Origin of the sequence: Allorhizobium sonneratiae, from assembly GCF_023700755.1 — a bacterium.
GTDB classification, from domain to species: domain Bacteria; phylum Pseudomonadota; class Alphaproteobacteria; order Rhizobiales; family Rhizobiaceae; genus Allorhizobium; species Allorhizobium sonneratiae.
The window spans coordinates 274,003-289,940 of sequence record NZ_JAMKOJ010000003.1 but is presented as its reverse complement, the minus strand read 5'-3'; the positions used below and the strand labels follow the sequence as shown (position 1 = coordinate 289,940).

At 57.0% G+C, this 15,938-nt stretch carries 13 protein-coding genes; 8 read left to right on the top strand and 5 right to left on the bottom strand.

The genetic code is table 11. The features are described from left to right. The first annotated feature begins 335 nt into the window (after nucleotides 1-335). Nucleotides 336-1,196: a polysaccharide deacetylase family protein gene (locus NAC44_RS06975; RefSeq protein ID WP_250939469.1), complete on the top strand. Its 861-nt coding sequence runs from the start codon at nucleotides 336-338 to the stop codon at nucleotides 1,194-1,196. A gap of 12 nt (nucleotides 1,197-1,208) precedes the next feature. On the opposite strand, the gene NAC44_RS06970 is transcribed toward NAC44_RS06975, so the two are convergent. After that, the gene (locus tag NAC44_RS06970; RefSeq protein ID WP_250939467.1) at nucleotides 1,209-1,658 is read right to left on the bottom strand and encodes a DNA polymerase III subunit chi; all 450 of its coding nucleotides are present in this window, start codon (nucleotides 1,656-1,658) and stop codon (nucleotides 1,209-1,211) included. 6 nt (nucleotides 1,659-1,664) lie between these two features. After that, nucleotides 1,665-3,155 carry a leucyl aminopeptidase gene (locus tag NAC44_RS06965; protein ID WP_250939465.1) on the bottom strand — a complete coding sequence of 497 codons (1,491 nt, stop codon included), beginning with the start codon at nucleotides 3,153-3,155 and terminating at the stop codon, nucleotides 1,665-1,667. 395 nt (nucleotides 3,156-3,550) lie between these two features. Between NAC44_RS06965 and NAC44_RS06960 the strand changes: the two genes are divergently transcribed. The 7 genes from NAC44_RS06960 (at nucleotide 3,551) to rsmA (ending at nucleotide 12,405) form a co-directional block, all read left to right on the top strand. Continuing rightward, complete coding sequence (locus NAC44_RS06960) at nucleotides 3,551-4,324, top strand: phosphatase PAP2 family protein (protein WP_250939463.1); 774 nt, start codon at nucleotides 3,551-3,553, stop codon at nucleotides 4,322-4,324. 114 nt (nucleotides 4,325-4,438) lie between these two features. Then, on the top strand, nucleotides 4,439-5,602 hold the full coding sequence (gene lptF / locus NAC44_RS06955) for an LPS export ABC transporter permease LptF (RefSeq protein ID WP_250939460.1): 1,164 nt from the start codon (nucleotides 4,439-4,441) through the stop codon (nucleotides 5,600-5,602). Further along, a complete protein-coding gene (gene lptG, locus NAC44_RS06950; protein ID WP_250939916.1) occupies nucleotides 5,599-6,687 on the top strand; it encodes an LPS export ABC transporter permease LptG in 1,089 nt (362 codons plus the stop codon). The genes lptF and lptG overlap by 4 nt, the downstream gene beginning before the upstream one ends. Further along, entirely contained in the window at nucleotides 6,687-9,014 is a 2,328-nt protein-coding gene (locus tag NAC44_RS06945; RefSeq protein WP_250939458.1) for an LPS-assembly protein LptD, read from the top strand. The genes lptG and NAC44_RS06945 overlap by 1 nt, the downstream gene beginning before the upstream one ends. A gap of 585 nt (nucleotides 9,015-9,599) precedes the next feature. After that, on the top strand, nucleotides 9,600-10,547 hold the full coding sequence (locus NAC44_RS06940) for a SurA N-terminal domain-containing protein (protein WP_250939456.1): 948 nt from the start codon (nucleotides 9,600-9,602) through the stop codon (nucleotides 10,545-10,547). A gap of 8 nt (nucleotides 10,548-10,555) precedes the next feature. Continuing rightward, nucleotides 10,556-11,578 carry a 4-hydroxythreonine-4-phosphate dehydrogenase PdxA gene (pdxA, locus tag NAC44_RS06935; RefSeq protein ID WP_250939454.1) on the top strand — a complete coding sequence of 341 codons (1,023 nt, stop codon included), beginning with the start codon at nucleotides 10,556-10,558 and terminating at the stop codon, nucleotides 11,576-11,578. Further along, on the top strand, nucleotides 11,578-12,405 hold the full coding sequence (gene rsmA / locus NAC44_RS06930) for a 16S rRNA (adenine(1518)-N(6)/adenine(1519)-N(6))-dimethyltransferase RsmA (protein ID WP_250939452.1): 828 nt from the start codon (nucleotides 11,578-11,580) through the stop codon (nucleotides 12,403-12,405). Before pdxA ends, rsmA begins: the two co-directional genes overlap by 1 nt. A 96-nt stretch (nucleotides 12,406-12,501) precedes the next feature. Here rsmA and NAC44_RS06925 read toward each other — a convergent pair whose 3' ends face one another. From NAC44_RS06925 to NAC44_RS06915, 3 genes are all read right to left on the bottom strand, one after another. Continuing rightward, complete coding sequence (locus NAC44_RS06925; protein WP_250939450.1) at nucleotides 12,502-13,809, bottom strand: methyl-accepting chemotaxis protein; 1,308 nt, start codon at nucleotides 13,807-13,809, stop codon at nucleotides 12,502-12,504. A gap of 515 nt (nucleotides 13,810-14,324) precedes the next feature. Further along, nucleotides 14,325-14,987, bottom strand: a complete 663-nt coding sequence (gmk, locus tag NAC44_RS06920; RefSeq protein ID WP_250939448.1) for a guanylate kinase — start codon at nucleotides 14,985-14,987, stop codon at nucleotides 14,325-14,327. 3 nt (nucleotides 14,988-14,990) lie between these two features. Further along, on the bottom strand, nucleotides 14,991-15,881 hold the full coding sequence (locus NAC44_RS06915; RefSeq protein WP_250939446.1) for a YicC/YloC family endoribonuclease: 891 nt from the start codon (nucleotides 15,879-15,881) through the stop codon (nucleotides 14,991-14,993). Nucleotides 15,882-15,938: the final 57 nt, after the last annotated feature.

Sequence of the window (15,938 nt, the reverse complement as noted above, 5' to 3'; positions counted from 1 at the left end):
CAAAATCCTTCGCCTGTCTCCAGATTTGCGCGATGTCAGCACAGCGACTGCATCATTCCTTCAATCGGGTGAGATTAAGGTGAAAATGATGCAGCAGATGAAAAGTGTTACAGCGCGTTTTGTGCGCCATATTGGGCGCACGACGCTGTAGAGCATCATGCGGGCTGGCAAGGCAGGTAAAGGCTTTACAAAATCCGAGTATTTCCCTGCCGGATGAAACCGCTCTCATGGCGAGCGGCAAAGTGGAAAAGCTTAATACGGCCACGGTCATCATAAGAAATTATTAACCATAAAAGCATTACGTAAGAATATCCTTTTCTACATGGAATCGCGCCATGATTCTCCGTCTTCTTTCTTCTGCCGCTCTCGTTTTGTGCCTTGCCGCCTGCGCCACGCCGCCGGACAAGGCAGCGTCATCCGCCTTGAAGACAGCCTTTTTCCCGGTGGCGGAAAAGCCGAAACATCTTGGCGCAAAAGACCCCGTGCCGATGGAACCGAGCAAATGGCTGGAAGGTGACAGGCAAACGGATAACCGACTCACCGGGCGGGTGCTGACGGTCTCAAGCCTTGCCGATCTCAAACTTCAGCCGAAAGAGGTTCTCCTGACCTTCGATGACGGACCGGCGGCGAAGAAGACGGAGAAAATTCTCGACATCCTCGATCATTATCACGTCAAAGGGACGTTCATGATGGTCGGCGAGATGGCCAAGGCAAGACCGGAGATCGTCGCCGATGTCGAGGCCCGCGGCCACACCATCGGCAGCCACACCTTCCGCCACCCCAATCTGAAAGCCATGGCCTTCGATCAGGCAATGGCGGAAGTGATGAAGGGGGAGAAAGCGGTGGCAGCGGCAGCCCATGTCGACGAGGTGCATTTCTTCCGCTTCCCCTATCTGGCGGAAACCGGCAGGCTGCGCGCAGCCCTTGCCGCCCACAACATCGTCGTGCTCGACGCCGATATCGACAGCAAGGACTATTTCAAGGATACGCCAGAAACCGTGCTGAACCGCACGATGAAGGAACTGGAAAAGCGCAAGAGCGGCATTATCCTGATGCATGACATTCATGGGCGCACCGTTGCCATGCTGCCGCATCTTCTCGAGCGCTTGCGGGCAGAAGGTTATAAGGTTGTCACCCTGCATTATGGCGCAGCGCCCACCCAGCTTCTGGCCTCCCGCCACAGGTTAAAGCTTTAGCAGGTAAGTGTTTTACGCCTTCTTTTCCCAGCGGCCCTGATTGTTCTGCTGCCAATAGGTCAGCGCATGGCCTTGCGTTTTCAACGCTTTCCATTGCGCTCTGGCCGTTTCCAGCTCGCTCTGGTCATGGCCGTCAAAAACGAAGACGACACGCTCATAGGTCAATGGCCCTTCCGGCACCGCTCCGTCGATATAAAACCGCACACTTGCCCCATTGGCATTGGCCGCAGACAGGCAGAGAAGCACAGGCTGCATCTCGGGGTTTTCCCCAGCTTCGCTGCCATGCGGCAGAAAGCTGTCTTCCCGATAGGTCCATAAATGCTGGTCGAGCTTGTCCAGCCGGTCGGGATCGCGCAGTTCCACGCCGACCCGCCAGCCTCGCTCGATGCTCTTTTCCAACAAGGCTGGAAGCGCATCTTCCAGCCTTGTTTCCGTCAGATGGTAGAACAGGACGTCGGTCAACGTCGCTTAGCCTTCCAGCGTGTCGCGCACCAGCCGGTCGAGCAGGCGCACGCCAAAGCCGCTGGCCCAGGACTGGTTGATCTCATCCTTCACCGAGCCCATGGCCGTTCCGGCAACATCGAGATGCGCCCAGGGCGTTGTGCCAACGAAACGCTTGAGGAACTGCGCCGCCGTGATCGCGCCGCCATAACGGCCGCCGGTATTCTTCATATCGGCGAATTTCGAATCGATCATCTTGTCGTATTCCTCGCCGAGCGGCATGCGCCACAGCTTTTCCTTCGTCGCCGCACCGGCCTTGAGCAGATTGTCGGCCAGCGTGTCATCATTGGAGAAGAGACCGGCGTGATGGCTGCCCAGTGCCACCATGATCGCCCCGGTGAGCGTTGCCAGATTGATCATGAAGGCGGGCTGGAAGCGCTCGCTGCAATAATAAAGCGCATCGCACAGCACCAGACGGCCTTCGGCATCGGTGTTGATCACCTCGATAGTCTGACCGGACATGGAGGTGACGATATCGCCCGGACGCTGGGCATTGCCGTCGGGCATGTTTTCCACCAGCCCCAGCATGCCGATGGCATTGACCTTTGCCTTGCGGGCGGCCAGCGTGTGCATCAGGCCGGTGACGGCGGCAGCACCGCCCATATCGCCCTTCATATCTTCCATGCCGGAGGCAGGCTTGATGGAAATGCCGCCGGTGTCGAAGACCACGCCCTTGCCGATAAAGGCCACCGGCTGCTGGCCTTCAGCACCGCCATTCCAGCGCATGATGGCAAGGCGAGGCGGACGCACGGAGCCCTGCGCCACGCCGAGAAGCGCGCCCATGCCAAGCTTGGCCATCTGCTCTTCATCGAGGATTTCCACCTCAACGCCCAGCGCCTCCAATTCCTTGGCACGAGCGGCAAATTCCACCGGACCCAAAGCATTGGCCGGCAGATTGACCAGATCGCGAGCGAGGACTACGCCATCAGCCACCGCCTTGCCATCACCGGCAAAATGCGCGCCTGCGGCCTTGGCCTTTGCCGTTACAATCGTCACGGCAATCGCGGCTGCCGTTTCGTCCTCGTCTTTTTTCCGGGTCTTGTAACGATCGAAATCATAGGCGCGCAGCACCATGCCAAGAGCAAAATCGCTGGCGGCCTCGGCCGTCACCTCAAGCCCTTCGGCATCGAGAAACACGGTTACCGCACTCTCTTTCTTCAGCTTAGAGGCGGCCACCCCACCAAGACGCAGCCAGTCATGGCCGCTCAGATCGGCGGCCTTGCCGGCGCCGATGACGATCAGCCGGTCGGCCGGCGAGCCGGACGGAGCCAGAATGTCGAGAACAGCCATGGATTTGCCGGTGAAATGCGCTGCAGACGCCGCCTTTGCGTAAATGCCTGCCGGATCGACCGTGCCGCCTCCCGCCGGTGCCTTTGCACCGGATTCGACGAGACTGAGAACGAGACCGCCCGAGACGGACGCGGTTTCGGCAAAGGAAATTTCCAGCTTGGCTGACATGATGCACTCCGGCAATTGACGAGACGATGTCGCACATCTCATCCGGTCTGGCGACGGGATCAGGAGACGTGCCGCGCCAGCAGACATAAACCCGATGGGCGCGCCTGCTTCGCTTGAAGGCCGATCATGTCGGTTTTACGCATGAATGCAACAGCCGCAGAAGTGTATTCCGCAGGATCGCACTTTCCGCAACGTCCAAAACATCCGAAAACCGCTTCACACTTTTCGGTCCGATGAGTTTCCTCACGCATCGGATGATCCGAAAACCGCTTCACACTTTTCGGTCCGATGCTTTTTCCTCGCATCGGATGATCCGAAAACCGCTTCACACTTTTCGGTCCGATGCTTATAACCCATCCACTCCGCACAAGACCGGTTTTCTGATGATGAACTTCATGCACCTCTCCAACCGGCCTTTGCCGCCGTCCCGTCCCTGGCGCTTTGCGCCTATCCCGCAGGCGCCCTTGCTCTGGTCGGTGGCGCTGTCGATTCTGTGGATTGCGCTCCTGAAACTGTTTTATCTGCACCCGCAGATCGATCTTGCCGTTGCCGGATGGTTTTTCGACCGCGTCACCTGTTCTTCTGCCTCTGGCAAGGTCTGCGGTCTGTTTTTCCTCGCTGACCAACCGCTGCTCGGCGTGTTGCGGAAAATCCTGTTTTACCTTCCGCATTTGGCCGCCGTCATTCTGATCGGCGTCTGGGTCGTCAAGGCACATCACCCGCACCCCTCAGCGAGAGAAAGGCAGATGATCGGCACGATCAAACTGGCGCTCTTGTCGCTGCTTCTCGGTCCCGGTCTTCTGGTCAATGGCGCGTTGAAGGAATGGTCGGGCAGGCCCCGGCCCTATCAGACCGATCTCTTCGGCGGACATGACGCTTTTGTCGCTGCCGGAGATTTTTCCGGAAGCTGCGGCCACAATTGTTCCTTCATCTCCGGTGAAGCGGCCGGTGCGGGCTGGCTGATCTGTCTCGTGCCGCTTCTGCCCGTGCGGTGGCGCCGATGGGTCGGGCCGCCATTGATTGCGCTTGCGCTTCTCACGCCCCTTCTCAGGGTCGCTTTCGGCGGCCATTATCTGTCCGATGCCGTGCTGGGTTTTCTTTCCTCACCATTGGTTTTTGCCCTGGTCTTTGCCCTGCACCGGCTTTTCAGCCAGCTGCGATATTTCTGACACATTGGTGACGAAGTTGACGTCCTGTCACTCCTCCTCAACAGGGGATTGACGACCAGGCCTTGTGTTTTTTCGGGACCACGGGCAAATAGAACACTCTTGGCAGGGTCAGGTATGAAAAGACTAGAATATTACATATTGCGGCGCGTGACGCAGATGTTCCTGACAGCCCTGCTGCCGGTTCTGGCCATCATATGGACCACCCAGGTTCTGGCGCGAATCAATCTGGTGACCGATACCGGCCAGTCGATCGGCTCATTCGCCACGCTGGCAACCCTCATTCTGCCGACCATCATCCCCATCGTCATGCCATTCGCCATCGTCATTGGCATCACCCAGACGCTGACGACGATGAACAATGATTCGGAACTGGCGGTGATCGACGCTGCGGGTGCGCCGCGCTCGGTGATCCTGCGGCCGATTCTCACCCTGGCCATTGTCTTGAGCCTGATCACGCTGGTCATCATCAATGTGGTGCAGCCCAAGGTGAAAACCGAAGCACGACAGATGATTGCCAATGCCTATGCCGATCTTCTGTCCACCGTCATTCAGGAAAAGACCTTCCGCAAGGTCGAAGACGGGCTTTATGTCGAGATCTCGCAGCGTTTGGCGGGACGGGTTCTCAAGGGACTGTTCGTTGCCGATTATCGCGATCCGTCCGCGTCACTCATCTATTATGCGCGTGAGGGCGCGGTCGATCCAAGCGGAACGGCGCTGATCATGCATGACGGCGAGGTCCAGCGCAAAGCGCCTGGCGGGACCGTGTCCATCGTGCATTTCGATTCCTATTCCTTCGATCTGGCCACGCTGACGCAAAGCCGCGGCAAGGCCAATCTGCGCCCCAGCGACCGCAGCCTCGGCTTTCTCCTGCATCCTGATCCCAATGACGACGACTATAAAGCCCATCCCGGCGATTATCGTGCCGAACTGCACAAACGCCTGTCGGAATGGATGCTGCCTTTTGCCTTTGCGCTGATGTCGCTTGCCATTGCCGGTGATGCCCGCTCCCATCGTGAAGGCCGCATTCACCCCATGGCCTCATCGCTGATTCTGGCACTTTTGTTGCGCTGGATGTCTTTTTATGTTGGCAACAAGGCCGAGACCAACGGGCATTTCGTTATTCTGCTCTATGCCGTTCCGGTCGGAACCGCCCTGATCGCCAGCCTTATCATGTTGCGTCGCAAGTCATCCCTGATGCAGTCAGGCTTGAGGAGCCGCCTGCAACAGCTTAAGGCCCGGCTGCAACGGCAGGGCGCCAGCAGCGGAGGGCGCGGCTGATGTTCAAGACCCTCAACCGCTATTTTCTCAAACGCTATGGCCTGACGGTTCTGTGGTTTGTCATCGGTGTGGCGGCCATCATCTTCCTCATCGATTTCAGCGAGATGAGCGGACGGTTTTCCGACGCCAAAGGCGCATCGGTTCTGGCCATCGTCGGGCTGACGCTGATGCGCCTGCCCCAGCTTCTGCAACAGACTGTGCCTTTCATCAGCCTGTTTGCCGGCATGACGGCGCTGATTGCGCTGAACCGACGCTCTGAACTTGTCGTGGCACGCGCTGCCGGGATTTCGGTCTGGCAGTTCATGTTTCCCTTCCTGCTCGGTGCCTTCCTCTTCGGCATGCTGACCATTCTGGTGATCAATCCGCTCGCCGCCTATGGGCAAAGCGAAGCGACCCGGATCGAGGCAAGCTGGTCCGATCAGGATCAGCCCAGCGATGCCGGAACCGCCATTCCATGGATGCGGCAGATCTCCAGCAATGACGACATGATCATCGGCGCAACTGCCGTGCTCGAAAACGGCACATTGCTGTCCCAGGCCGTCTTCATTCACTTCGACAGTCAGAACCGGATCAGACTGCGCGAAGATGCACGCACAGCAAAGTTGCAAGATGGTTACTGGTTGCTTAAAGACGTTTTGATCACCCGTCCTGGCGAAGTCTCGCGCCGGGTGCCGGAGCTGAAAATACCCACCACGCTGAAACGCGAATTCGTACAGGAGCGCCTATCGCAGCCGGATACTGTTGCTTTTTATGATATTTCTAAGAAAATTGCGGTGGCGCGCAGTTATGGCATCTCAACCAACGGGCTGGAAACACAGATGAATTCTCTTCTGTCCACGCCACTGCTTTTGATTGCCATGACATTGATTGCCGCAACCGTTTCCCTGAAATTCAGTCGGTTCAATCAGTCCCGTTCGGTGATTCTGGGTGGAATCATTTCGGGCTTCGTGCTTTATGTGACGACAGTGCTCGTGAAGGCGTTCGGAAGCAGTGGCGTTGTGCCTCCGCTCGTTGCCTCCTGGTTGCCTGTCTTTGTTGCGACGGCGCTGGGAGCGACGATCCTGCTTCATCAGGAGGATGGTTAGTGGCGGCAAAAGACCGCAAGAATTTGAGACGGCTTTTCACGGCTCTGCTGGCGGGCGCTGCCTTTGGCGCACCTTCGGTATCCGCTGTGCCGGTGTATGCCCAGCAGGCGGCGATGAAGGGGCGTGAACTGCCCCAGAACGCCAAGCTCATGCTGGCCGCAAACGAATTGACCTATAATAAAGATGCGCAGGTGGTGACGGCGCTCGGCGGCGTCCAGATGAATTACGGCGGCTATCAGATGGTGGCCGAAAAGGTGGAGTACGACCAGAAGACAGGTCGGATGATGGCTTATGGCAAGATCGAACTGATCGAGCCGGACGGCAACCATATCTTCGCCGACAAGCTTGACGTGACCAATGATTTTGCCAAGGGCTTCATCGACAGTCTGCGCATTCAGACCCTGGATGCAACGAGTGTGATCGCCCGCAAGGGCGAGCGCATCGACAAGGATACGATGGTCCTTTACAAGGGCGTTTACACCGCTTGTCTGCGCTGCACCGAAGATGGTCACACACCGCTCTGGCAGATCAAGGCCGAGCGGGTGATTGAAAACGGCAAGACCCATACGATTCGTCTGGAACATGCCCAGTTTCAGCTTTTCGGTCGCTCCGTCGCCTATATTCCGGCGATGGAAGTGCCTGACAGCACGGTGAAGCGCAAATCCGGCTTCCTGTTCCCGACGATGAGCACGACCCAGAAGCTGGGCTTCGGTGTGACCGTGCCCTATTACTGGGCCATCTCGCCGCAAACCGATGCCACGATCAAAATGAGCGGCTACACCGCTCAGGGCGTGCTGATGGACACCGAAGTGCGTCACCGTTACGAGAACGGACAGGCGACCTTCCGCTTTGCCGCCATCGACCAGACCAATCCGGGCAAGTTCGACTCGGGGACCTCCGATTCGGAACACAAGTTTCGCGGCATGGTCAGCACGACCGGTCTGTTCAACATCGCACCTCGCTGGACCTTCGGCTGGAATGTGATGGCCCAGACCGACAACAATTTTTCCCGCACCTACGATCTGGAAGGGCTGAGCGATCAGACCATCACCGATCAGGTTTTCCTGACCGGCTTGGGCGAGCGTAACTTCTTCGATATGCGCGCCTATTATTTCCAGGTTCAGGATGCAGACACAAGCAATGAGGCAACCCACCAACAACCGATCGTCGGCCCGGTTGTCGATTACAGCTATTATGCGCCTGAACCCGTTATGGGCGGCGAATTGTCGGCGAAGATGAACTTCACCTCGTTGACGCGCTATAATGACGATATCCTGACACTGGATAACGGAAAACAGCGCTTCGACGGCCTCAAGGGCAATGACAACCGCCTGACCAGCGAAGTTCAGTGGAAGCGGACATTTGAAACCCCGCAGGGCCTGCTTCTGACGCCGATATTCGATGCGCGCGGCGATCTTTACAACGTCAACATGCGTGCTCCGAGTGGTTATGACGGCGACTACAATGATTCTGCCGCCATCGCTCGCTCGATGGTCACGGCCGGTCTCGAAATGCGCTATCCCTGGCTGCTGAGCACGCCGGGCGGCAGCCATGTGATCGAGCCGATTGCCCAGATCTTTGTCCGTCCGGATGAGCAGGATGCTGGCGGTCTGCCGAATGAAGACGCCCAGAGCTTCGTCTTCGATGCCTCGAACCTGTTCCAGATGGACAAGTTCTCCGGTTACGACCGGGTTGAAGGCGGCACCAGGGCCAATGTCGGCCTGCGCTACACGGGTTCGCTGGACAATGGCTATACGATGCGCAGCATTTTCGGCCAGTCCTACCAGCTTGCCGGCAAGAACTCCTTCGCAACCTCCGATCTTGTCTATGCCGGCAATGAATCCGGCCTTGAAGATGCGGTCTCCGATTATGTTGGCATGGTCGGGCTCGATACGCCTTATGGTGTGTCCTTCTCGCTCAACGGTCGCTTCGATCACAAGGACTTCACGGTCAAACGGACCGATTCCGATGTCGGTTATCGTAACGACATCTTCAAGACCGACATGATCTTCAGCCAGATCGCGGCCCAGCCGGATTATGGTTATGACACGGACCGGCAAGAGTTGCAGAATACCACCTCGGTCAAGATTGCCGATTCCTGGTCGGTGTTCGGTTCGCTCGCATGGGATATGAAAAACCATTATATCAGCCGCTACGGCGCCGGTTTTTCCTATGACGACAAATCGACCATCTTCTCTCTGGTCTATAAATACAAATATGACCCGACCAGCGAAACCGCCAATGACTGGTCGATCGGTGCCCGCCTGACCTTCCGCACCCTTGGCGACGTGCGTGTCGGCGACACCGATGTGACCACCTATAACTGATAGGCGGATGCACAATCGACACTCCGTATCCTCGGGGCAACAGGTTCATTCCAGTTGCCCCGATGGAGGTTGACAGCGCAAGCGTGAAGAGCGGATCGAAGAAAAGCCGAACCGCATGGATGGCTTTGCCCCAAACCAGCCCCTCACGGTCTTCCAGCGCAGACGAGAAGCGATAAGATGCTCTATCCCAAGCATAATGTCCTGCCGAAATAGTCCCGTCTTCAAGGAATAATGCACAAGGCCATTGTTTCGCCGCATGGTTTGTGCAATCGGTCATGGTTAAGACAATGGCTTTCGGCAAACGCGCGACAGCCTGCCGTTGATCCTTGAAACGCTGAGGTCGGTGATGCCGGGCCTTGTTGCGTCAGAGGCCATGATGGCTCTGTGAGAAAGACGTTACAAGAGTTTGTCAGGGAAAGTGGAAACCTGTTTTCCAGATCAGGACAAACGCAAACACAGAAATCCGGAGTGTGTCTGGTTCTATGTGAACCTGACAGATTCGGGTCTGGCTGCCGGCAGGACAGTCGGTCATGCCGGGAGATTTGGGGCAAGCATGAGAATGCAGTGCTTAAAAGGGTGAGGTTGATGACCTTCGGGATTAAAACTGTTCGGGCTGCGCTCTTGGGCGCCGCCATTCTTTCCTCCGCCATTGGTTTGCCGCCTCTGATCGGTCAGGTGGCGCATGCGGGAACGGATGTTGTCGCGGTTGTCAACCGTGTCCCCATCACCAGTACCGATCTTGCCCATCGAATCGCCTTTTTGAAATTGCGGCATGAAAAGGGTGATCTGGCCAAGATGGCCAAGGAAGAGCTGGTCGATCAACAGTTGAAACGTCAGGAAATTGCCCGTGTTGGCTTGTCAGTCAGCACCGATGACGTTGACCGCGCCTTTGCCCGCTTTGCCCAGTCGAACAAGCTCACTGTCAAGCAGATGAGCGAAATCCTCGATAAGTCCGGCGTTGGCGTCGATCATTTCAAGGCCTATATCGCTGTCCAGATGAGTTGGCCGCGCGTGGTCAATGCACGCTATCACTCCAGCGGACAAATGAGCAATCAGCAGATGGTGACCCGCCTGCTGGAGACCAAGGAACGCCCCGTCACCACGGATTACTTCCTCAAGCAGGTTGTATTCGTCGTGCCGGCAGACAAGCGTAACGCCATACTGGCCAGGCGTAAGGCGGAAGCGGATGCCTCGCGCGCCAAATTTCCCGGCTGCGATCAGGCCATGCAGTTTGCCGCTGGCTACAAGGACGTTTCTATCCTCACTCTTGGCCATGTCCTCTTGCCGGAAATCCCACCGGACTGGAAGGATCTGATCATAAAGGCCAAGGGCAATACGACCGAAACGCGCGTTACACCGCGCGGCGTCGAATATCTCGCGATCTGCAGCCAGAAACAGGTGTCAGACGATATGGCCGCCAAAGCCGTGTTCGAGGAGCAGGAACTGAACAAGGCCGAGAAGGAAAACCAGAATCCGGATTCGGTCAAATTCCTCAACGAGCTGAAAAAACAGGCCGTGATCATTTATCCTTAAGGCGCGTTATGACCGGTTCTTCCTCTCTTCAGCCGCTGGCGCTCACGCAGGGCGATCCTGCTGGCGTCGGCCCCGATCTGTCGCTCACAGCATGGTTGGAGCGCAAATCGCTCGGACTGCAGCCTTTCATTTATCTTGGTGACGCGGCCGTGCTTAGCCAGCGCGCCCGGATGCTGAACCTTGATGTGCCGATCAAAGAAACCGATGCGGCGGGCAGTCTTTCGGTGTTTGCAGACGCTTTGCCGGTTCTGCCGGTGCCAACAGGTGCCGTTGTTGCTGTTGGTCTGCCGCATGTCGCCAATGCCCGCAGCACCATTTCGGCAATCGAAACAGCGGTCGCCCTGTGCCTGTCCGGTCAGGTGCGCGCTGTCGTTACCAATCCGATTGCGAAATCGGTGCTGTATGAGGCTGGCTTCGGCTTTCCGGGCCACACGGAATTTCTTGCCGATCTCGCTATCAAGGCCACTGGCCAGCCAGTCATGCCGGTGATGATGCTGGCAGGTCAATCGCTGAGAGCCGTACCAGTCACAATCCATATCCCCCTGAAGGATGTTTCAACCCGGCTGTCGACCGATCTGATCGTGAAGACAGGCCGGATTGTCCATCACGATATGAAACACAGATTCGGTCTTGAAGCCCCGCGCCTTGCCGTATCCGGCCTTAATCCTCATGCCGGGGAAAACGGCACCATGGGGCGCGAGGATCTGGAAATCATCGCCCCGGCCCTGGATCTGTTGCGCGCCGAAGGCATCAATGCGTTCGGGCCGCTCTCGGCAGACACCATGTTCCATGAAGAAGCCCGCCGCCGCTACGATGTCGCCATCTGCATGTATCACGATCAGGCGCTCATTCCGGCCAAGGCGCTCGACTTTGATGGTTCCGTCAATGTCACCCTCGGCCTTCCCTTTGTCCGGACATCCCCGGACCACGGTACGGCCTTCGGCATTGCCGGACAGGGTATCGCCAAGGCAAATAGTCTGATCGCGGCCTTGCGGATGGCCAACCAGATGAGCCTGAAGGGCGCGGCCTGATGGCGGCGCTGGATGGCTTGCCGCCGCTGAGAGACGTCATTGCACGCCATGGACTGGACGCCAAAAAGGCGCTGGGACAGAATTTTCTTCTTGATCTCAACATCACCCAGAAGGTTGCCCGCAGCGCTGGTGATCTGAGCGATGTCACCGTGTTTGAAGTCGGTCCCGGTCCGGGCGGCCTCACCCGCGCGCTTTTGGCGCTTGGGGCCAAAAAGGTCATCGCCGTCGAACGTGACAGCCGTTGCCTGCCCGCCCTTGCCGAGATTTCCGCCCATTATCCGGGACGGCTGGAGGTGATTGAGGGCGATGCGCTGAAAACGGATTTCGAAAGCCTGGCCCCGGAGGGTCCTGTCCGCATTGTCGCCAATCTGCCCTATAATATTGGCACGCAGTTGCTGATCAACTGGCTGATGCCCCGGCAATGGCCGCCTTTCTGGCAATCGCTAACCCTGATGTTTCAAAAGGAGGTCGGGGAGAGGATCGTTGCGCAGGAAAATGACGATCATTATGGCCGTCTCGGTGTACTCTGTGGCTGGCGAGCCGAAGCGCAGATGGTTTTCGACCTCTCGCCGCAGGCTTTCACCCCGCCGCCGAAAGTCACCTCGACCGTGGTGCATCTGACCCCGAGGGTCTCGCCCCTGCCCTGCGATCTGGCGAAACTGGAAAAACTGACCCAAGCGGCTTTCGGCCAAAGGCGCAAGATGCTGCGTGCCAGCCTCAAGAGTCTTGGCGGCGAAGCTCTGCTCACCCGCGCCGGGATCGATCCGGCACGTCGGGCTGAAACCCTGTCCGTCGAAGAATTCTGCCAACTGGCCAATCTTCTGTAAGACGATTTTTCATCACACTTTAGAGCATCGTGCCGAAAATCAGAATCGGCACGATGCTCTCAGTTTTCCTCTACCGATCCGGATTGTTCCAGATCATCAGGCCGCATAGCGCATAGGTGCAGCGAAGCCCTGACCGCTCAGCGAGAAGCGCTGGATCAACCGCGACAGTTCCTGGGTGCGGTTGTTCATTTCGGCCACAGCCGCCGTCGATTCCTCGACCATGGCTGCGTTCTGCTGGGTCACCTGATCCATCTGGTTGATCGCGCTGTTGATCTCTTTCAGACCGTTGGCCTGTTCCTTGGCCGAGGTCGAGATCTCGCTGATCAGCCTGTCCATTTCCGCAACCTTGCCGACGATGGCACTCAGGGTCTGGCCGGTATTTTCCACCAGATTGACACCACGCTGCACCTGTTCGGAACTGGTGGCGATCAGGCTGCGGATTTCCTTGGCTGCCTCGGCAGAGCGTTGCGCCAGCGCCCGGACTTCGGATGCGACGACGGCAAAGCCCTTGCCTGCATCGCCGGCACGCGCGGCCTCAACACCGGCATTCAGCGCCAGAAGATTGGTCTGGAAGGCAATCTCATCAATAACCGAGACGATTTGGGTAATCTTGCTGGAGCTGTCAGCAATTTCCGCCATCGCTGCCTGCGCTTCTTTCATGATTTCGCCAGAGCGCGTTGCTTCCTGGCGTGCACCTGATGCCGCTTTTGTAGCTTGAACCGCGCCGTCTGCGGTGCGCCGCACCGTTTCGGTAATTTCATCGAGAGCCGCCGCCGTCTCTTCCAACGAAGACGCCTGCTGCTCGGTACGGCGGGACAGATCTCCGGTCGAAGAGGAAATCTCGTCCATGCCATGATGGATATCGTCCGCCGTTTGGGCAATTTTCAGCATCGCCTGCTGCAAGGCATCGGCTGCCTGGTTGAAATCGCGGCGGGCAGATTCAGCTTTCTCCGGAAACGCCTCGGTAATGCGAATACCAAGCTGACCACTGGCAAGATTGCTTAGTGCCTGGCCCAGAATGGCCATGGCGCGGCTATCGGCCTCACTATCGGCAGCACGGCGACGGTCGAAGTCCTGCCGCTGTTGTTCCGCCTCCATCGACATGTCGCTGAGAATATGATGAAGCGCTACAGCAACATCCGTATAGAGACTCTGCATCAGGCTGCGAAGATAAGTTTCGCGCTTGGCACCACTCCAGCGGGTTTCCTTGAGGAGCGCCAGCGTCCATTCTGCGGCATAAATCGAGCAGGCTTCAACAACGAACCGGTTGAGACCGATACTGCTGTTGATATCACGGATGACCTTGCCCTGTGCATCGAAGTATGTTTGGCTGAAGTTTCCTTCGCAAAGCATCCGAAACTTGATTTCTTCGCTTTTCAGGATCTGCTCCGGCACGATTTTCATGTCCGGGTTGAAAGACAACAGACATTTTGTGCCGATATCTCGAACGTATTTCTGAAGTAATCCATATAATTCTTCGCCAATTTTCCGCTTTTCACCGGTCCATGGCTGTATTTCTTCTTCAATAGCGCCCATTTCCAAAACACCCCAAACATAAAATTTTAAGCGCACCCTAAAAAAAAATCCTTTAAAGTTTCTAAATTACTATTTATAATATATATTTCTAATATTTTATGAATAAGTATTCACTCTTAACCTTTATCTATCCATTCAGAATTTGATTTAAGGCAAGTACAATTCTGCACATGCCTCCATCGGAGGCTACTGCACAATTCCTTAAACCGGAATCGGTTTAAGGAGAAAATTATGCTGAAAATTCAAACTGCTACAGCATCCTTTGTGCGTTTTACAAAACGCACGGCGCTGTAAGTTTCGTTCAGATCAACGGCCCGCACATATGAACCGGCTCATGAAAAAAGCGAAACCATCATGCATCCGCGTTGAAGGCTACGGATCCATCACAGATCCGGCTCTTCCGTGACAAGTTTTTCGACAAAATCGAAGAGACCGTGACGACGGTCGCGGCGTACCCGCTCAGCCTTGACGATCGACTGAACCGCATCGAAGGCGGCGTTGAGATCGTCATTGACGATGACGTAATCATATTCCCGCCAGTGACTGATCTCAGCGCGGGAATTTTTCAACCGTGTCTGGATCACCTCTTCGGTATCTTCAGCGCGGCGATGCAGCCGCGATTGCAGTTCCGTCATGGTTGGCGGCAGGATGAAGATCGAGACGACATCGGCCGCCATCTTCTCCTGCAATTGCTGAGCGCCCTGCCAGTCGATATCAAAGAGCATGTCACGGCCCTCGGCCATGGCGTTTTCCACAGGCTCACGCGGCGTGCCGTAGAAATTGCCATGCACCTCCGCCCATTCCAGCAGAGACTCGCTATCGCGCAGCCGTTCAAATTCCCGTTGCGAGATGAAATGGTAATGCACACCTTCAATTTCGCTGGGACGCCGCTTTCTGGTGGTGACGCTGACGGAAATTCCCATCTGCTTGTCGATATCGAGCAGATTTCTGGCAATGGTCGATTTTCCCGCACCCGAGGGTGAAGACAAAACCAGCATCAGGCCACGACGGGCGATGGCGATGGGCGAGGCGGTCGTTTTTTGCATCGATCACTCCAGATTTTGGACTTGCTCACGAAACTGATCGATGACCACTTTCAATTCTATCCCGGCAGCCGTGACGGCGGCACTGTTGGATTTCGAGCAGATTGTATTGCTTTCCCTGTTAAATTCCTGGGCCAGAAAATCAAGCTTCCGTCCCACCGGCCCCCCCACCGACAACAGATCCCGGGCCGCCTGGCCATGGGCAATCAGCCGGTCGATTTCTTCTCTGAGATCGGCCTTGGTGGCCAGCAGAGCGGCCTCGGCATGAAGACGCTCCCGATCGAGCGAAGCGCCTGTCTGTATCAGGGCGGCAATCTGCCCGGCGAGCTTGCGGGCAATTTCTTCGGGCTGACGTGAAGGATCGGCTTCCACGGTTCGCGCCAGCCGCTCGATGGTCTCGACATGGCCCAGCAAAACCGTCTTCAACGCCTGCCCTTCTGTCTGCCGCATGGCGACCAGAGACTTGGCGGCAAGGTCAAGGCCATCGAGAAGCGCAGCATTGCGCTCGCTGATGATGTCTGGCCCCTCTTCAGCCTCGCGAAACTCGACCAGACCGCGGATGGACAGAAAGCTGTCGAGAGACATAGGACCTGTGGCGATCACTTCCGGTCCGAGCCGCGTACGCAGGGCCAGCACCGCCGCCAGCGCATCCTCGTTGATCACGGCTTCGACGCGATTTTCGGACATGCTCAGGCTTAGACTGACCTGCAGATTGCCACGCGCCAGATGATGGGACAGTCTCGTCCTGACCGCACTTTCCAGCCCCTCATAACCTGAGGGCAAACGCAGACGGATATCGAGCCCCTTGCCATTGACCGAGCGCAGTTCCCAGACAAAACGGCAGCCCGCTGCCATGCCCTCTGCTCTGGCAAATCCCGTCATCGACTGCACAGTCATCCGTTTCGATCTCCCTGCATTCTGCCGCATCGCGCGCTCTACACTTTTCAATGGCGC